Here is a 17,701-nt window from a genome sequence, read left to right on the forward strand (position 1 = left end):
AACCGTGGAACTCACCGTAGGTACCAGCACCTGCGGAAGACCATGCCCCGCAGTCTGTTATTTCTCCACAGACCCAGGGCTTGGCCGGGTTCCGTGCTTGCCGGGTGCGGCGCTACCGGTGTACTCGGCGAGGCCGGACACCAGCTCGGCGATATCGGGCATACCGTCGAACCGGCGGCGGTGGATCTCGGCGATCTTGTCACCGACCGCCGGGTCCGGGTCGTCGGTGATATCGAACGATACGAACTTGTCGACCAGCGGTAACCCGATCCGATCCATTTCGAGATGCGCCGGATGGTTCATGTACTCCTCGTAGGCCTCGAGGTCTTCCAGCACGGAAACTGCGCCGTAGTCGAATTCACCGCCGAAGTCGGGGCCGACGACGCGTGACTTGATGGCCGGAATGGCGTTGATGTGCTCGCCCATCCGTGCGAGGCCGGATACCTTGTCCTCCTCCGAAACATCGGGCTTCAGGGTGAAACGGATGCAGTGGTAGATCATGGGGCGTCCTTTGCGTTTTCGGCCGGAGTGAATGCGGCGGCGTAATCGCGGGCGAAGTCGGTGATATCGCGGGCGGGGTGGCCGGTGAGGTCGGTGACGGACGTATGTACGTCGGCGGCTTCGCCTCTGGCGTAGTGGGCGTAGTCCTCGACGAGGCCGTCGCGCTGCCACGGCGGTAAACCTGCCAGTGCGGCGGCGAACCGGTCGGCGGGTGCGTCGCGGAAGGTGATGCTGCGGCCGGTGGCTGTGCCGATCGCGGCGGCGATCTCGGCGTGAGTGACCGCGCGGGGGCCGGTCAGCGTATAGGTGTGCCCGGTGTGCCCGCTGGTTGTCAGTACAGCTGCGGCGGTTTCGGCGATATCCCTGATATCGATGGCGCTGACAGCGGCGTCGCCGATGGGTGCGGCGAACCAGCCCCGGGCGATGGTGCCGGCGAAAGCGAGCAACGCTTGCAGGTAGAGGTTGGGGCGGAGCACGGTGTGGTCGAGCCCGAGCTTGCGCACATGTGCTTCGACTTCGGCGTGCCAGCGCAGGAATCGCACCGGCGAGTCGGTACGTGCCGCGTACTGGGACAGCAGCACGAGCCGGTTCGTACCCGCGTCGCGGGCGAGCTCGGCGAACCGGATCTGGAGCGCGGCGGCGTCGGGGGCCGAAGGGCTGTTGAGGAAAACCGCGTCGACGCCGTCCAGTGCCGCGGTCACAGCTGCCGGGTCGCGCAGGTCGGCGACGACGGTTTCGACGCCGGGGATTACGCGGCCGGGGTTGCGGGTCATGGCGCGGACGGTGGCGCCGCGGGCTTGCAGGGCCGGGACCAGTGCGGTGCCGACGGTTCCGGTCGCACCGGTCACCAGGATGGTGGGGGTGTTCATCGTTCTGCGTCCCTTCGAGGAGATCAGTGTGTGCCGGCGGCCGTAAGGCCGGTCTGCCGAGTCCTGGCAATGGAGATCAGCGACACCGCGAGCGCGATCAGGATGAGCGTGGCCTGACCGAAGAACGCGGTCGTGAACGAGATATCTCCGGCTGTTCCGGCTGCGCCGATGGCGATTCCGGCCAGCGCGGCGACACCGACCGCACCTCCCAGCTGCTGCGCGGCGTTGACGAGCCCACTGAGCAGTCCTGTTTCACTGTCGGCACTGTTGCGCACCGCCATCGCGATCGCGTTGACGGTGCCGAGCCCGAGACCGGTACCGATCAGTACAAACGCGCCCAGCAGGTGGACGGAGAAGCCGCTGGTCACCGGAGCCGTCGCCAGCCACAGCAGGCCCGCGAGCAGTACGACGAGACCGGCCGGCAACGCACCGGCCACCCCTACGCGCTGGGCCAGCAGCGGTGCGACCACGCTGCCGACGATGAGCATGACGGCGACGGGGATTTGCGCGATCCCGGCCTCGAAGGGGCTCATCCCGAGCACATCCTGCTGGTATTGGGGCAGGAAGAAGAACAGGCTCGTCAGTGTGCCGCCGATCAGCAGCATCACAAGGTTCGCCGTCACCACCGGCCCCCTGCGGAACACACCGAGCGGGATCAGAGGATGGGTGGAACGCCGCTCGACGATCACGAACGCCACCAGACAGGTTATGCCCGCCGCGAGTCCGATTACCGTGGCGGGCGAGGTCCATCCGGCGTCGGAGGCGGAGACCATGCCGAGCGCGAGGCCGGAGATCCCGGCAGTGACGGTGATGGCGCCGAGCACGTCGAACCGGCCGGGGCTGCCCGGGATCGGCGGCACCGAACGCCACACGATGATCGCGCCGATGATCCCGAAGGGAACCGGAGTCACGAATACCGCCTGCCAGCCCAGCAGCTGTGTCAGCGTTCCGCCGAGGAAGACTCCGACGAGGCTGCCGGCCCCGGCGACGGCGCCCCAGATACCCATCGCCCGAGTGCGTTCCGTGGGCGAGGGGTGGAGAGCGAGCACGAGCGAGAGCGCAGCCGGCATCACGACCGCGGCCCCGATACCCTGCCCGATCCGCCCGGCTATCAACATCTCGCCGCCGGTAGCGAGCCCGCAGAAGGCCGATGCCGCAAGGTAGATGATCAACCCGGTCGAGAACATGGCCCGCGCCCCGAGTACGTCGGCCAGGCGCCCGCCGAGCAGCAGCAGACCGGCGAAGGTCACCAGATAGCTGTCCACGACGATCGTGAGTTCGGCGGCCGTGAGCTCGAGTCCCTCGCGGATCGTGGACCCGGCGAGGTTCACCATCGCGGCGTCGAGAATAACCAGGAACACGGCAGTTGCCAGGCCGGCCATCGCGACCCCGCGCGGTAACTGCGAACGGGCGGGCAATGTGGTGGGTGCAGGTGTCGTCACGCCTGAATGATCGCGTGGGAACACCCTCACTCGCGTCGGCAAGAAATGCCTATCCCTCCCTTCGAACGAGCGAGATGCCACGGATGACAGCATCGGCCTATGGTTCCGAATACTGCGGCGTCGTCCCGCGGCTCGCTCGTCGGCCGGGACGACGAGGGCGAAATCCTGCTTTCCCTTCTCCACCGGGCAGAACAGGGCGAGGGCGGTGTGCTCGTCCTGCGCGGCGAGGCCGGCATCGGCAAGAGCGCACTGCTACAGCACGTCGAACACGCGGCGCCGGAGCGATTCCAGGTCATTCGCGCGTCCGGATCGGAGTTCGAGGACGAGATGCCGTTCGCGGCACTGCATCAGCTGTGTGTTCCGGTGCTGGCGCACCTCCCCACGCTGTCGGCGCCCTACCGGAACTCCCTGCAGGTCGCCTTCGGGTTGGCCGACGGCGCTCCCGACCCGTTCCGCGTCGGCCTCGCGACTCTCGAACTGCTGGCCGCCGCCGCCACGGTGCGTCCGATGCTGTGCCTCATCGACGACGCACACTGGATGGACGCCGCCTCGGCGAATGCCTTCACATTCCTGGCGAGACGCATCGCGGCGGAGCCGATCGCGATGCTGTTCGCGGCTCGCGACCAGGACCTGGCGGGTGGATTGGCCGCGCTACCGGAGTTACCGGTCGACGGCCTGAGCGACGCTCATGCGCGCGAACTACTGGCAGCGGAGAGAACCGTAACGCTCGACGAGCGGGTACGAGATCGCCTGCTCGCGGAGGCGCGCGGAAACCCGCTGGCCCTGATCGAGTTGCCGAAAGCGGGCGGTTTCGCCCAGCCCGCGCCCTCGCCGGTCGCGAGCCGGATCGAGCGGAGTTTCCAGGCCAGGATGGCGGAATTACCCCGGCATGCACAACTGCTGCTGATCCTCGCGAGTGCCGATCCCACTGGTTCCCCGGATCTGCTGTGGGTCGCCGCACGGCGATTGGATATCGATGTGCCCGCCGCAACTGCCACCGTCGCGGCGTCGGGGCTGATGGTGTTCGATACGCGTGCGCGCTTCTGCCACCCGTTGGCGCGCTCGGCCGCATACCGGGCAGCCGAACCGTACCAGCGTTGTGCGGCACATCAGGCGCTCGCGGAGGCCACCGATCCGGATACCGCACCGGACCGGCGGGCCTGGCACCGTGCCCAAGCCACCACCGCACCGGACGAACGGACCGCTGCGCAACTGGAGTCGTCGGCATCGCGGGCGCAGGCACGGGGCGGTGTGGCGGCCGCCGCCGCGTTCCTCGAACGAGCGGCGGCACTGTCACTCGATCCCGGCAAGCAGACCGAACGCACACTCGCGGCCGCGCGGGCGATGCTCGAAGCGGGCGGGGCCGGCGCAGCAGCGGACCTGCTGGCCAGCATCGATACCGAGAGGCTGGACGATCTCCAGCACGCGGCCGTCGACCTGCTGCGTGGCCGGATCGCGTTCGTCCGAGGCGCGGGAGGGTCCGTCGAGGGCCCGGAACTCATCCTGCGAGCAGGGCAGCGGCTCGCGGCCATCGATCCGCAACGGTCACGAGAGTGCTTCGTCGCGGCACTGGAGATGGGGCTCGTCGTGGGGCGGGCCGCAGGAGTAATGGATCGGGTGCTCGACGCGGCGCGCTCGGCACCGCCGACAGCACGACCGCCGGATCTCCTGGACGCACTGGTGCTGTTGAACACCGAGGGCCATCACGCCGGAGTGCCGGCCCTGCGCCGGGTTCTCACCGGCGACGATGCCGGCTGGATCCAGGCGCCGGCGTTGGCCACGGTACTCGCGGGTGAACTGTGGGATATCGAGTTGCACGCTACGGTCACCGATTGGCTGGGGCGATCCGGGCGGGACACGGGTTCGCCGATGACGATCCGGCTGGGCCTGTCGCAATCTGCTGTGTCCGCGGTGCTCGCTGGCGACTTCGGGCGGGCGATGGCCGCGATCGCCGAGGAGGAAGCGATCGCCGACGCCCTCGGCGATCTCCCGCAGTTGTATCCGAGAGTGCATCTGGCGGCCATGCGCGGCCGTCGCGGCGAAGTGCACGATCTGTTCACCGAGGTGATGAGCCGGGACACCGGCCAGCTGACCGCTAACGCCCATTTCGCAAAGGCCGTCCTGTACAACGGCTCGGCCGACTACGCCACCGCACTGGACGCAGCCCGGAGCGCCGTGGCGGGCGGCGACCTCTTCCTCACCGGAATCGCGCTGCCCGAGCTGGTGGAGGCGGCGGTCCGGTGTGGTGCGGATGCCGTCGCGCGGTCGGCGCTGGAAGCCCTGCTCGAACGCACACAGCCGGCGGGCACCGGCTTCGCCCTCGGCGTCGCGGCAGGGGCGCGGGCCCTGGTCAGCGAGGGGGAAGACGACCACCGGGAGGCACTCGAGCATCTGACGGGTAGCCCACTGGCAACGCACCTCGCGCGGGCACACCTGCGGTACGGCGAGTGGCTACGACGGGCGAACCGCCGACGCGAGGCACGCGAACACCTGCGTACCGCGCACGAACAGTTGTCGGAGATAGGGCTGGAGGCGTTCGCCGAGCGGGCCGCGGGCGAGCTGCGCGCGACCGGAGAAGTGGTCCGTCGCCGCTCTGCGCACACCTACGACCGCCTGACCATGCAGGAGATGCATATTGCCCGCGAGGTGGCGGCGGGTGCGACGTCGAAGGAGGTGGCCACCCGCCTGTACCTCAGCAAGCGCACGGTGGATGCTCACCTGCGAAACATCTTCCGCAAACTCGGCATCACCTCGCGCAGACAGCTGCGAAACATCCCGGATCTGGGATGACGCGCTATGCCGCCGGCAAGGGCGACACGCTACCCGAGTATCGGTTGGGTATCGTCGCGGGGCGGGGTGAGTTCGTCGACGACCACCAGGTTCCCGCCGGACTGTTTGGCCCGGTACATGGCGGCGTCGGCGGAATGCAGCAACCGGTCCGGAGTGGGGCGCGGGCACTGGGGGCATACCAGCGCATCGAAGACGGCGACGCCCACGCTCGCGGTGACCTCCACCGCGGTCGCCGGTGGTGCGGCGACCACGAGGCGCAGGCGTTCGGCTTCGGCGCGGGCGTCTGCGGCGGGGATGGGCGCGGCGACCACGAATTCCTCCCCGCCCGTGCGCGCTACCACCGCCTCCTCCCCCGCAGCGTCGCGGAGTCGCCGGGCGGTTCGTACCAGGACGGTATCGCCGACGCGGTGGCCCCAGGTGTCGTTGACGGTCTTGAATCGGTCGAGGTCGAAGTTCATCACGCAGATCGCGGGGTAGCGCTCCACCATCCTCGGGAGCCTGATCTCCAGGCCCCGGCGGTTGAGCAGTTCGGTGAGCGGGTCCGACAGCGATTCGTTGCGCAACAGCCAGTAGAGGATCTGCAATGCGGGTACCGCGCTGACCACCGATACGAACAGCAGCAGCGCGATCGCGACGGCCAGGTGCACATTCCCGCCTCCGGTGACTATGCGCGCCGAGAACACGATCACCGCGACGAAAGACCACACCGAGTGCGCGGCCAGAACACGCGCGCTGTGAAAACAGCCCAGGTAGCTACCGCTGACAACGAGCAACACCGTGCCCATCGCCCCGAACGACCGGTCCGGGACCTGGAGGAACTCCACGATGAACAGCACGTCGGCGCAGGCCATCAGCACCAGAGACTCGTTTTTACTCGGCCAGGGCAGTAGCCACCAGCGCAGCGCCCACAAGGTACCGGCCAGCACTCCGACTGTCGAATAGATACCCGGGCTGCCGGGCGGTCCCACCGGCGTACCGGCGATCACTGCGCCCATCACTGCGATCATCGCGCCCGCGACGCCGATCAGGATCTTCAGCGGCCGGAGCGCCGATCGAGCTGCCAGGGTGCGCACCAGCCAGCTGTAGTCGACCGGGTCGTTCCACCAGGCTCGCAACGTTTTGGCGTTGTTCATCGACTCACCTTTGGTCCCGGCTGCGTTGCCCACCACCGCTCGTACCGAATGCAAGTACCGGGAAATCTCACCGGCTCGTGCGGAGCAGTCTAGACCGAACGCATTCATAACCGACGGGCGAGTATGTGTCGCACCCCACTACCCGGCCTTCGAGTTGATCGACACGGTCACCACGACTGCGTTCGAACGCAAGGTCGGAAAGTGACCGCTGCGATACCGAAAAGCGGCCCGGAAGGAGGCTGCCGAACTCAGCGACCAGCGCCCCGATCTGATCCGTGGTCCGTGACTCAGAACCATTGAGACACAAATAGCGTAGGGCTATAATTACTGCGTCAATGGTCCGGTCGCGCGCACTCGGAACGCCCGCCGGAGAGAGAAACCACACTCCCCGATCAGAGCCGATAGGCGGAGTTCCCCTTCACATCTACCGCTCTTCCGAGCAGCAGGCGAGCTACGGACTCACCGAGCCTGCCTGTCAGCAACCATTTTCCGCGGCATCTCGCCCGACCTCATATCCAGCACGAGACTTCACCGGAATCGGTCATATGTCGAGGCGGGCCCACCGTGCGCAAAATCTGTACATTTCGGGATATCCATGGAGGATCAATGAAATACGTAGTTTCCTGGACCTATCGTTGGAGCGGCACCGCAACGGAGAACGAGGACAGTATCCGCCGCGCGCTGAAGGTATTCGAGAACTGGAAACCGGTCGACGGCGTGACCTACCACCAGATGGTCGGCCGGCTCGACGGTAGCGGCGGGTTCGCGGTGGTCGAAACCGACAATCCGCTGGATCTCGCCGACGCTCCCAAGAAGTTCGGCTTCTTCGCCGACTACGAAGTCCACCCCGTCGTCGAACTCGCCGAAGCCGTGCAAGCGATAGAGGAGGGTGTCGGCTTCCGGGAATCGATCGGCTGAGAGCACCTTTCGGCGAGCCGAGGTATCAGCACATGACATCGCGCTTCCCCCGGCCACGACAGGGGTCACCGCACAACGCCCTGTTCCGCGTTTCGGCACGGTGGGCCGTTACCAAACCCGGATCCTGGGTGGCCCGCAAGTTCGCGCCGATGGACCGGCGGATACTGGAACGCACCAATGCCGAGCACGCCCCGTTGGGTGCGCTTCGTGCGCCGATAATCCTGCTGACCACCAAGGGCCGCAGCTCGGGACAGCCACGCACCCAGCCGCTGCTGTATCTGCACGACGGCGACACTTTGTATGTCATAGGCAGCAACTACGGCGGTGACCGCAATCCGGCTTGGGCAATGAACCTGATCGCCGAGCCGAACGCAACCGTGACCATCGCCGGGCAGCGGATACCGGTGTGGGCAAGTCGAGTCGACGGGGCGGAAGAGGAATCGATCTTTCGGCGATTCGTCGAACTCTGGGGCGCATACGCCACATACCGCGACCGGACCAGCCGTGACCTGCCGATTTTCGCGCTGACCCGCACCTGATCCGGCGCCAGCGACACCGAGCTGGTCACGGCTAAGGGTGCCGGCGTTCGGATCGACCAGATCGCTGGTCGGCCCACCGACCGATTGTGCAGGCGGGTGAGGCAAGGCGCGGGCGAACTCCGCGGAAATGAGCTGCGCACCCTGCGGATCCTTGCAGTGAAAAACAATCCGGCCCATCTGGGGCTCTGTGGTTCGCGCCGCGTAGTCGATCGCAGGAGACAAGGTCCGGCGAAGCCGCCGTCAGCCGGTATACGCGGGGCGTTCCTCCTGGATGACACGCTGCGGGCCGGCCACACTGCCGTCGCGCGGCCGCGGATCACGTAGCGCCGGCAGGATCGCAGCAACCGCCAGAACGGCCAGGACCACACCGAGGACAATCGGGGCGCGCAAGCCGTATTCCGCGAGGAGACGAGAGCCGAGTGCCGAGCCGAGGACAACGCCGAAGGTGATGAACGAGGCGTGCACCGTGTTCACGAGGACGCCGGTGCCGCCGGCACGCTGGACGCGGACGGCCATTGCCGGGTTCATCGTCACGCCGACGAGACCGATACCGAGCATGAACAGGATCGCGAGCGGCCGAGAGCCGGTACCGAGTGCGAAACCGAGGAGGAACACGATGTTCAAGAGCGTGCCCACGAGAAGTGTGGGCACGGTACGGCGATCGGCGAGGCGGCCTACGACGAAATTGCCGAGGAGAGTTGCGGCGCCGTAGGCGAGCAGGAGCAGCGGGACCGAGCTTTCGGTGAAACCGCTGACCCGAGTAAGGATGGGGGCCAGGAAACTGAAGACGGAGAAGGTTGCGCCGATGATCAGGGTGCTGGAGACGAGCGCCAGGAGCAGGCGTGGGCTGCGGATCGCCCGCAGTTGCTCGGTGAAGGTTTCGGTTTCGGCGCTGGATTCGTCCGGGTCGCGTGGGTTGCGGACCAGGACCGAGGTGAGTGCGGCCGCCACCGCGGTGAGGACGGCGACTGCCCAGAAAGCGGCCTGCCAGCCGAGCCGGCCGCCGATGAAGGTTGCCAGGGGTAGACCCAGTAGCGTGCCCAGCATCAGGCCGCTCATCGCGACGCTGACTGCGCGACCGCGGACGCTCGCGTCGACGATTCGCATACACAGCGAGACGGTGAGGCCGAAGAAGGCTTGCGCGGCAATACCGGTCACGATCCGGGCTACCACCATCACCGCATACGAAGAAGCCAGCGCGGCGAGCAGGTTACCGGCGAAGAAGATCGCGAAAACCACCATGATCGCGGTCTTCGGCGGTAGGCGCAGGAGAGCCAAGATGAGCAGCGGTCCGCCGAAGGCCATGGCGACAGCGAAAATCGTGACCAGGTAGCCGATCTGCGCGATATCGGTATCAAGGCTCTCGGCCAGCTGCGGCATGAGGCCGGCGACGGCGAATTCGCTCGTGACCATGGCGAATACGCCTGCGGCGAGCACATACACAGCGGCGGGTATCGCGGGTGCTTGACTACCGGGCGGGGAGGATGTCAACGAAACTCTCCTGACTGGTTTTGAAATGAACGTTCTAAAACTGAGGCAGCCCGCAACAGGCCCATTCGGCCGGGCCCCACCACCGGTTACCGAGCACGCGACAACAGGGAGTCAGCGATCGCGGCAATCAACCGAAAACGGCCCCGAGACGCTCGGCATGCCCGGACGCCCCGACGAACACCGAACACTCGGGTCTATACCCGGTGGAGCCCGCGCCGCGACCACCACCTCCCCAACGGGGGCGCCACTACCACTACTACGACAGCACCTGGCCAACCGAACATTCTGTAACGAATTGCACAAAACAAACAGACGCAGCCCGCCCCGTTCACCCATATCGAATCAGCCGCTGCGGCCGAAGCGCCCGCAGCGTCGCTGCGATCATCTCGTCCGACCATGCCACCGCAACCCGGCCCTGTGAAGCCACCCGCAATCCAGCGACCGCCGAGTGCACGAAGGCCGCAAGCCCCTCGGCGGAAAGACTCGTCGTCACCTCTCCCGCCGCCTGCCCGGCCCGCAGCACGGCCGCAAGCAATTCCAGGCGCGCCGCCGTATCGCGGCCGATGCGCTCGACGCAGGCATCGTAGGCGGGATCGTCGGCGAGTTCGGTCACCGTGTTCACCGCCAGGCAGCCCCGCGGCGCCCCCGAACCAGCACGCTCGGACTCCTCGGTCGCCACCCCCCGGAGTAGCTTCTCGATCCGGTCGAGCGTTCCCTGTGCGGTGTCACCGATAACCTCTTCGGCACGCGCCAGCGTGCGGTCCAGATAGGCGTCGAGACACTGCGCGAACAGTTCATCTTTGCTACCGAAGGCGTTGTACAGGCTACTGCGCCCGAGACCTGTTGCGCGACAGAGGTCTTCCGCACTGGAGGCATGTAGCCCGGATTGCCGGAACTGCCGCGTGGCGGCCTCGATGACCTGTTCGCGGTCGAAGCTCCGTGGTCTTGCCATAAACCGCACAGTAACCTATTTTGTAACGAAATGTCCATAACCGGCGGTCCCGGATCTCCTTCGAAACACGCTCCATTGCCCTGGCCGCAGGCTTTCGCGATGATGAACAGATGAGCACGGTCAGGCTCTCGACCGAACTGCCCCTCCCCGCGCGTGACGCCTGCCTGCTGGCGCAACGTCCGGAACTGTTCGAATACGTTGTCGCCCCCCCCTGCTCCGCACCCCGGGCCTGGACTTTCCGAACCCGCTCACACCGGGCGTCTCGGGCTCGGCGCGGCTGTGGTGGTTCGGCATCGTACCGAGCTGGACGCATCGGCTGACGCTGCTACACCTCGGCCCCACCGAGATCTACACCAACGAGAACGGCGGGCCGGTACGCGTCTGGAACCATCGCCTCACCTTCACCCCGATCGACGAGACCCGGTGCCGCTATACCGACGAGATCGAACTCGAAGACGGCTGGCGCGGCCTCGGCGTCCGGATGTTCGCCGAGCTGATGTTCCGCCACCGGCAGCGCCGCTGGCGCGAACTGGCCGGCGTCCTCGCGGCCATCGGCTGGGGGCGCGGCGAACATTTATGACGCAGCCACCGGATGACAAGACCCCATCGGCCTTGCACCGGCAACAAGGGAAGTCTCGGAGGTCGCGGGGCCGAACCCCTGCGGTCTCGCAGCGGGAGCCTGATCCGCAAGCACAGGGCGCGGCGATCAGCCGACGTCGCGGCGCAACCAAGTGATCTCGGCACCCTCGCTGCCCGTGCGATAGACCTCCAGATCCTCGTCCCAGGCGGTCCCGAGCGCGCGATCGATCTCGACGGAGAGGTCATAGACCGAATGGCGGCCGAGTTCGCGGGCGGCCTGCAGCATGACCCGCAACCGCATCTCGCTCACCATCACATCGCCGTTGGCGCTTGTCGCGCCGTGCCACAGACCCAGGTTCGGGACGAAGCTGTAGCGTTCGCCGTCGACTCCCTCGCTGGGATCCTCGGTGACCTCGAAACGCAGCACCGGCCACGAGCGCAGGGATTGCGCGATCCGGGCGGCGGTACCGGCCGGTCCGATCCAGTCGGTGGTGGCACGGAGCTGACCCGGTGCCGCCGGCTGCGCGGTCCAGCGCAGGCCCGCGGGGCTACCGAGCGCGGCCGCGAGCGCCCATTCGATATGTGGGCACAGCGCGGTGGGCGACGAGTGGATGTAGACCACACCCGCCGTTACCTCCGCGTATCGGGTCGATGCGCGCACCACGTACACCTCCGGTTTCGACGATGCTCGTCTTCCCCAACGGTCCGTCGAAAAGGCGTTGCCCGAGTGTACTCGAGTGCCCGGTGTTACATGTGTTACTGCGCAGCTGTGTTGCGAGCGACTGTGGCCTCATCGATCACCGAATCACTGAACGGAGGCCATACTTCACGCGACCACTCCCCGAAATTCTCGTCGCTCAAGGCCACACAGGCGAGGTCGAGCTGCGGATCGACCCAGATGAACGTGCCCGACTGCCCGAAATGACCGTATGTCCGTGGCGAGTTCGCGGTACCGGTCCAATGCGGCGATTTAGCGTCGCGGATTTCGAAACCCAGCCCCCAGTCGTTGGGGCGCTGCGAACCGAATCCGGGCAGCACCCCGTTGCTGCCGGGAAACTGGACGGTGGTTGCGTCGGTATGGGTTTGCGCCGAAATCAACCGCGGTTCGAGAAGTTCGGCGGCGAAGCGCAGCAGATCGGCGAGTGTGGAATGCGCGCCGTGCCCGGCCGAACCCGTCAGCTCGGAAGCTTGCATCCCCAGCGGCTCGAGGACGGCCTCGCGCAGATACTGCGGAAACGGGATACCGGTGTGCTCGGCAACGAAATCGGCCAGCAGTTCGAAACCGGCGCTCGAATAGATCCGCCTGGCGCCGGGCGGGGCGAGGATATCGGTGGTGTCGAACGCGACACCGGAGGTGTGCGCCAGCAGATGGCGGACGGTCGAACCGGGCGGGCCCGCGGGCTGGTCGAGTTCGATGGCGCCCTCTTCCACGGCGATCAGCGCCGCATACGCCGCCAGCGGTTTGGTCACCGAGGCGAGGCGGAAGACACGGTCGCCGTCACCGGCGGACCACTGTCCGTTCCGGGTGACCACGCCCGCCGCGGCATGCCGGACCGGCCATTGCTTGATCTGCTCGAGTGCGCGCACATCCCCGAGGTTACGAGACAGTGCCGCCGGCGTGGAATTCACCCGAGCCCTCATCGGGACGGGCACCCTGGCCTGCGCACCACGCGTGCTGTTCCGATAGTGGGCAGGCCCGGGGCGCACAGAACTCCGCAGCCCGACCCGCCGGTCGAGCGCCGTGTCGATGCCGGCCGAGCCGACGACCGGGCGCCGCTGCGCGCTCACACACCGGGCACAGGCCCGCCCAACCGGAACGGGGCTGCCGGGCTGGTACTCGACCGGCCCGGCAGCCCCGGAAAACGCAATATCCGCGAAGGATCCGGCCGGTCACCCCGGCACGGGATCAGCGGTCGGCGGCGGTGTACTTGATGATGCCGCGAATGTTCTTGCCGTCCAGCATGTCCTTGTAGCCCTGGTTGATGTCCTCCAGTGCGTAGCTGCGAGTGACCATATCGTCCAGGTTCAGCTGACCCGACTTGTACAGCGAGAGCAGCTTCGGAACGTCCTGGCGGGCGTTGCCGCCGCCGAAGATGCAGCCCTTGACCGTTTTCTGCAGCATGCAGAGCAGGAAGTTGTTCATCTTCACGTCGAAGGCGTCCATGCGGCCCATGGAGGTGACCACCAGGGTGCCGGCCTTCGCGGTGAGGATCAGGCCCTCTTCGATGTAGGAGCCTTCCATCTCACCCATGGTGAGGATGACCTTGTCCGCCATCCGGCCCTCGGTGACCTCCATCAGCGGGGCGATGGCCTCGGTCATGCTCGCGTAGGCGTGGGTTGCGCCGAACTTGATGGCCTGCTCCCGTTTCCACGGGTTCGGGTCGATGGCGACGACCTTGCGCGCCCCGGAGAGCACCGCGCCCTGCAACGCGCTCATCCCGACACCGCCGACACCGACGATGGCCGCGGTCTCCCCCGGCATGACGTTGGCGACGTGGGTGGAGGATCCGAAACCGGTGGGCACACCGCAGCCGACGAGGCAAGCCACCTCGAACGGGATCTCGGGGTCGATCTTGACCACCGAGGTGTGATGCACCGTCATGTACGGGGAGAACGTCCCGAGCAGGCACATCGGGATGACGTCCTTGCCTCGAGCCTGGATGCGATAGCTACCGTCGCTGACCGACTGCCCGGAGAGCAGGCCCATCCCCAGGTCGCACAGGGCCATATTCCCGGATACGCAGGCCGGACAGCGGCCACAGGCCGGGATGAACGACAGCACCACGTGGTCGCCGACGGCGAGATCGGGTGGCGTGTTGGGGCCCAGTTTGGTGATGACGCCCGCGCCCTCGTGGCCGCCCATTGCCGGGAACGACGGCATCGGGGTGGCACCGGTGACCATATGGTGGTCCGAATGGCACATACCGGCGGTTTCCATCCGGATCTGCACCTCGCCGCCGCGGGGGTCGCCGAGTTCGATTTCCTCGACGGACCACGGCTCGTCGATCCCCCAGAGGATCGCGCCCTTCGTCTTCATTCGTGTCCGACCTCTCGCATGCGCAGGCTTTCATGTGACAGCCTCCACACTACGATACGAACTGGAACACGTTCTAGTGGGTTGGCAAAGAATTTCCGCGGATAACTGGTCGACCGACCAGAATTCCCCGCCAACGCTCCATATGCGGCGGAGAATACACCCGAATCGTCCGCTTCCACCGTCGATACCGCAAGTGCCGATACCTGCACACCACCACGGCCCGAAACAAGACGGCGGCTCCCGGATACCACCGGGAGCCGCCGTCCTCGCCGAAGAGTGAAACTTGTTCCTACTCCATGAGGCCGCGCGCCCGCGCGAACAGCTCCAGGGTGTTCGCGTGCAGGAAGTCACCGACCTTCTTGGGCGCCTTACCAGCGAAAGCACGCGCGTAGGTGCCTTCCAGCACGATGCCGAGCTTGAAGCATGCGAGCACCGTGTACCAGGTGGCAGCGCTCAGGTCGCGATCGGAGAATGTGCCGTAGTGCGCGATCATCTCCGCGCTCGACGGCAGACCGCCGGCCTCCCCCAGTTTGCCGATGAGCACGGCACCGGAGGTGCCGGGTTCCGGCCGGGTGGCGATCTGCCAGCCGAGATCCAGCAGCGGATCGCCGATGGTCGACATCTCCCAGTCCACCAGTGCCGCCACCTCGGGACGTTCATAGGAGAACATGATGTTGGCGAGATGACAGTCGCCGTGCAGGATGCCGGGCGTCCAGGTGGTGGGACGGTTGCGCTCCAGCCAGTCGGCCACCTCGTTCAGGCCCGGGATCTGCGGGCCCGGGTAGCCCTCGTTGGCCGAGTACGAGTCGAGTTCGTACATCCACCGGCCGACCTGCCGTTCCAGGAAACCCTCCGGTTTGCCGTAGTCGGACAGCCCGAGGGCCTGGTAGTCGAGCGCGCCCAGGCGGGCGATCGCCTCCACAGCGGACAACCCCATGGCGCGCCGGGCGGCCGGGTCACCGGCGAATTCCGCCGGTAGTTCGGTCTGCGGGTTGTATCCCTCGATCGGTTCCATCAGGTAGAACACCGCGCCCAGGACCGATTCGTCCGGCTCGGCCGCGATCACCCGGGGCGCCCGCACATCGGTACCGGACAGCGCGCCCAGCAGCCGCGCCTCCCGCCGGATGACCTCGTTGCTCTTGGGCCGCAGATGGGCGGGCCCGCGCCGCAGTACATAGTCACGACCGCCGCGAGTGAACCGCAGCATGATGTTCTGGGTGCCCCCACCGAGGGCCTTCACCTCCCGGAACTCTCCACCGGCGAGCCCGCGCTCATCCATCCAATTCCCGACCACGGTGAAGTCGACGTGTTCGCGATCCACGCCCACCGGCTGCGCAACAGACATGCCTGACATTGTGCCCCACCACACCCACACAACTGCGGGCAACCGACAACAGTTCGGTACGCCCGCCCGGCGTAGATTCGGACCACCATGTCCGATTCCCTCACCGTCCAGCACCGGGTGCTCGAACGCGCCGTCGACACCGAGGCGGCATTCCTCCGGCTCTACGGCACCTCGGCCACCGCGTTCTGGCTGGACAGCGAACATGTGGAACCGGGGCTGGACCGGTTCTCGTTCCTCGGCGACGCCTCCGGACCACTGGCCGAAGTGGTGCGGTACCGGGTCGGCAGCGGGTTCGTCACCGTCACCGGATCCGGGGGCCGGGTCCGCCGCGAACCGGGCACCGTTCTGGACTACCTGGCCGCCGCGCTGCGTACCCGGTTCCTGCCGCTGCCCGCGCGGCTGCCGTTCGATTTCGCCGGGGGCTACGTCGGCTACCTGGGTTACGAGGTCAAGGCCGATTGCGGCGGCGCGGCCGTGCACAACGCCACCACCCACGATGCCCAGTGGATCTTCACCGATCGGCTGGTGGTGGTCGATCATCTCGCCGCCCGGACCCATCTGGTGGCACTCTCGGGCCCCACGGAAACGGCGCGGCAGGACTGCGATGCCTGGCTGGACGACACGGCCGTGGTACTGGCGCAATTGCCCACGTGGCGGAATCCCGCACCCCTCGACACCGGCAACGACCTCACCGCCGTGGATGAGCACCCGGTCCCGTCCGCGGCCGGCGCTCACGACGACCGCGCCACGGCCGATGCCCGTGGAGACCACTCGCCGGTCGATACGCACGGACGATCCGGGGCCCGCACAAGATCCGACCGCCCCCGGACCGAGGACCACCTCGTCCGCGGCCGCGACCAGTACCTGGGAGATATAGCGGCCTGCCAGATCGCGCTGCGGGCCGGCGAATCCTACGAAATCACCCTCACCGACCAGCTCACCCTGCCCGCCACGGCCGATGGCCTCGACACCTATCGGGTACTGCGCCGCGCCAATCCGGCACCGTATTCCGCCTACCTGCGCTTCGACGATCTCGAAATCGCCTGCTCCTCCCCCGAACGCTTCCTGAAAGTCGACCGCACCCGCACGGTGGAGACGAAACCCATCAAGGGCACCGCTCGCCGCGACCCCGATCCGGCGGTGGACGAACGGCTGCGCCGCGCCCTCACCGAGGATCCGAAAACCCGCGCGGAAAACGTGATGATCGTCGACCTGCTGCGCAACGATCTGGGCCGAGTCTGCGAGATCGGCAGTGTCCGGGTGCACGATCTGCTGGCCACCGAAACCTATTCGACTCTGCACCAATTGGTTTCGACGGTGCGAGGGACACTGCGTGCCGATACCGATGCCATCGACTGCCTGCGCGCGTGTTTCCCCGGAGGGTCGATGACCGGCGCCCCGAAGATCCGCACCATGGAGATCATCGATGGACTGGAAACCCGTGCGCGCGGCGTCTATTCGGGCACCATCGGGTTCCTGGGCCTGGGCGGTACCGCCGATCTGAATATCGTGATCCGCACCGCGGTCCGCCACGGCGGCCGCTGGCAGATCGGCGCAGGCGGGGCGATCGTGCTGGATTCGGTGGCCGCCGACGAATACGACGAAATGCTGCTCAAGGCCCGGGCAGTGTACCGGGCCGTATCCGCGGTCGAAGCCGGACGGAAGAACACCCGCCCTGATCGCGCGAACAGCGCAACAATGGAGCGATGGCACAGCTCTGGGTGAAAACACATGGTGGGGACTGGCTTCGGGCCGACCAGATCATCGAAATCGGTACCGAACCGGTGCGCGCGCCGAACGACGGTCCGGGCGCGACAGAAGTCATCGCACGGCTCGCGGTGGCCACCGGCAGCGGGAACCGGGATCACGACCGAGGTGACGGCACCGTCGGGCCGAGCGCTCGGGTGCTGGGCCGCTACCCGGACGAGAATTCCGCGCAGCGGGTCGCGGACCGACTGGTCCTGACCCTGCTCAGCGCCGAACGCAACGCTCAGATCACCTTCGAAGACGACGATGTGCTGGTCCGGCCGGTACACGACCGCACCACCTCCGACACCCCCTACAACGGCCGGGCCCTCGACCACCGCTGACGTAACGGCCGCCCA

15 protein-coding genes and 1 pseudogene are annotated in these 17,701 nt (G+C 67.0%); 6 read left to right on the forward strand and 10 right to left on the reverse strand.

The features are described from left to right. Positions 1–57: 57 nt before the first annotated feature. From NS6_RS09105 to NS6_RS09115, 3 genes are read right to left on the reverse strand one after another with little or no spacing between them, the layout of a single operon-like run. Positions 58–501 (reverse strand): Dabb family protein, encoded by a 444-nt coding sequence (locus NS6_RS09105; RefSeq protein ID WP_068039439.1) that lies wholly within the window; start codon positions 499–501, stop codon positions 58–60. Continuing rightward, positions 498–1,370 carry an SDR family oxidoreductase gene (locus tag NS6_RS09110; RefSeq protein WP_068039442.1) on the reverse strand — a complete coding sequence of 291 codons (873 nt, stop codon included), beginning with the start codon at positions 1,368–1,370 and terminating at the stop codon, positions 498–500. The genes NS6_RS09105 and NS6_RS09110 overlap by 4 nt, the downstream gene beginning before the upstream one ends. A gap of 23 nt (positions 1,371–1,393) precedes the next feature. Then, positions 1,394–2,812, reverse strand: a complete 1,419-nt coding sequence (locus NS6_RS09115) for an MFS transporter (RefSeq protein ID WP_245669209.1) — start codon at positions 2,810–2,812, stop codon at positions 1,394–1,396. A 99-nt stretch (positions 2,813–2,911) separates the two neighbouring features. Between NS6_RS09115 and NS6_RS09120 the strand changes: the two genes are divergently transcribed. Then, positions 2,912–5,602: an AAA family ATPase gene (locus tag NS6_RS09120; protein ID WP_068039447.1), complete on the forward strand. Its 2,691-nt coding sequence runs from the start codon at positions 2,912–2,914 to the stop codon at positions 5,600–5,602. Positions 5,603–5,631: 29 nt separating this feature from the next. On the opposite strand, the gene NS6_RS09125 is transcribed toward NS6_RS09120, so the two are convergent. Then, the gene (locus NS6_RS09125) at positions 5,632–6,735 is read right to left on the reverse strand and encodes a diguanylate cyclase (protein ID WP_068039658.1); all 1,104 of its coding nucleotides are present in this window, start codon (positions 6,733–6,735) and stop codon (positions 5,632–5,634) included. A 606-nt stretch (positions 6,736–7,341) separates the two neighbouring features. Between NS6_RS09125 and NS6_RS09130 the strand changes: the two genes are divergently transcribed. Beyond that, entirely contained in the window at positions 7,342–7,653 is a 312-nt protein-coding gene (locus NS6_RS09130) for a DUF3303 domain-containing protein (protein ID WP_068039450.1), read from the forward strand. Positions 7,654–7,685: 32 nt separating this feature from the next. Continuing rightward, complete coding sequence (locus NS6_RS09135; protein ID WP_068039453.1) at positions 7,686–8,192, forward strand: nitroreductase/quinone reductase family protein; 507 nt, start codon at positions 7,686–7,688, stop codon at positions 8,190–8,192. 240 nt (positions 8,193–8,432) lie between these two features. On the opposite strand, the gene NS6_RS09140 is transcribed toward NS6_RS09135, so the two are convergent. Together NS6_RS09140 and NS6_RS36205 are read right to left on the reverse strand one after the other, a co-directional pair. Then, positions 8,433–9,683, reverse strand: a complete 1,251-nt coding sequence (locus tag NS6_RS09140) for an MFS transporter (RefSeq protein WP_210747337.1) — start codon at positions 9,681–9,683, stop codon at positions 8,433–8,435. A gap of 328 nt (positions 9,684–10,011) precedes the next feature. Next, positions 10,012–10,635, reverse strand: coding sequence for a TetR/AcrR family transcriptional regulator (locus NS6_RS36205; RefSeq protein WP_068039456.1), 624 nt, complete (start codon positions 10,633–10,635; stop codon positions 10,012–10,014). Positions 10,636–10,745: 110 nt separating this feature from the next. Between NS6_RS36205 and NS6_RS33775 the strand changes: the two are divergent. Continuing rightward, positions 10,746–11,215, forward strand: a pseudogene (locus NS6_RS33775) (Rv1443c family protein). A 126-nt stretch (positions 11,216–11,341) separates the two neighbouring features. Here the strand turns inward: NS6_RS33775 and NS6_RS09155 are convergent. The 4 genes from NS6_RS09155 to NS6_RS09170 all read right to left on the reverse strand — a co-directional run bounded on the left by NS6_RS09155 (position 11,342) and on the right by NS6_RS09170 (position 15,605). Then, entirely contained in the window at positions 11,342–11,875 is a 534-nt protein-coding gene (locus NS6_RS09155; protein ID WP_068039663.1) for a DUF3145 domain-containing protein, read from the reverse strand. 95 nt (positions 11,876–11,970) lie between these two features. Continuing rightward, entirely contained in the window at positions 11,971–12,801 is an 831-nt protein-coding gene (locus tag NS6_RS09160; protein ID WP_068039666.1) for a serine hydrolase domain-containing protein, read from the reverse strand. Between the two features lie 319 nt (positions 12,802–13,120). Further along, positions 13,121–14,251 (reverse strand): NDMA-dependent alcohol dehydrogenase, encoded by a 1,131-nt coding sequence (locus NS6_RS09165; RefSeq protein WP_068039462.1) that lies wholly within the window; start codon positions 14,249–14,251, stop codon positions 13,121–13,123. Between the two features lie 289 nt (positions 14,252–14,540). Then, positions 14,541–15,605, reverse strand: coding sequence for a phosphotransferase family protein (locus NS6_RS09170; RefSeq protein WP_084470867.1), 1,065 nt, complete (start codon positions 15,603–15,605; stop codon positions 14,541–14,543). Positions 15,606–15,683: 78 nt separating this feature from the next. Here NS6_RS09170 and pabB point away from each other — a divergent pair, with 78 nt between their 5' ends. Together pabB and NS6_RS09180 are read left to right on the forward strand one after the other, a co-directional pair. Further along, positions 15,684–17,321 (forward strand): aminodeoxychorismate synthase component I, encoded by a 1,638-nt coding sequence (pabB, locus tag NS6_RS33780; RefSeq protein WP_084470868.1) that lies wholly within the window; start codon positions 15,684–15,686, stop codon positions 17,319–17,321. Further along, complete coding sequence (locus NS6_RS09180; RefSeq protein WP_068039463.1) at positions 17,303–17,686, forward strand: hypothetical protein; 384 nt, start codon at positions 17,303–17,305, stop codon at positions 17,684–17,686. The genes pabB and NS6_RS09180 overlap by 19 nt, the downstream gene beginning before the upstream one ends. Positions 17,687–17,701: the final 15 nt, after the last annotated feature.

The sequence above is a fragment of the Nocardia speluncae NBRC 108251 genome (genome assembly GCF_001613245.1).
GTDB lineage: Bacteria > Actinomycetota > Actinomycetes > Mycobacteriales > Mycobacteriaceae > Nocardia > Nocardia speluncae.

What these genes read in the sequence shown, in the direction of transcription:
- NS6_RS09105 (WP_068039439.1), bottom strand. Translation starts at nt 501, where the DNA reads ATGATCTACCACTGCATCCGTTTCACCCTGAAGCCCGATGTTTCGGAG.
- NS6_RS09110 (WP_068039442.1), bottom strand. Translation starts at nt 1,370, where the DNA reads ATGAACACCCCCACCATCCTGGTGACCGGTGCGACCGGAACCGTCGGC.
- NS6_RS09120 (WP_068039447.1), top strand. Translation starts at nt 2,912, where the DNA reads ATGGTTCCGAATACTGCGGCGTCGTCCCGCGGCTCGCTCGTCGGCCGG.
- NS6_RS09125 (WP_068039658.1), bottom strand. Translation starts at nt 6,735, where the DNA reads ATGAACAACGCCAAAACGTTGCGAGCCTGGTGGAACGACCCGGTCGAC.
- NS6_RS09130 (WP_068039450.1), top strand. Translation starts at nt 7,342, where the DNA reads ATGAAATACGTAGTTTCCTGGACCTATCGTTGGAGCGGCACCGCAACG.
- NS6_RS09135 (WP_068039453.1), top strand. Translation starts at nt 7,686, where the DNA reads ATGACATCGCGCTTCCCCCGGCCACGACAGGGGTCACCGCACAACGCC.
- NS6_RS36205 (WP_068039456.1), bottom strand. Translation starts at nt 10,635, where the DNA reads ATGGCAAGACCACGGAGCTTCGACCGCGAACAGGTCATCGAGGCCGCC.
- NS6_RS09165 (WP_068039462.1), bottom strand. Translation starts at nt 14,251, where the DNA reads ATGAAGACGAAGGGCGCGATCCTCTGGGGGATCGACGAGCCGTGGTCC.
- NS6_RS09170 (WP_084470867.1), bottom strand. Translation starts at nt 15,605, where the DNA reads ATGTCAGGCATGTCTGTTGCGCAGCCGGTGGGCGTGGATCGCGAACAC.
- pabB (WP_084470868.1), top strand. Translation starts at nt 15,684, where the DNA reads ATGTCCGATTCCCTCACCGTCCAGCACCGGGTGCTCGAACGCGCCGTC.
- NS6_RS09180 (WP_068039463.1), top strand. Translation starts at nt 17,303, where the DNA reads ATGGCACAGCTCTGGGTGAAAACACATGGTGGGGACTGGCTTCGGGCC.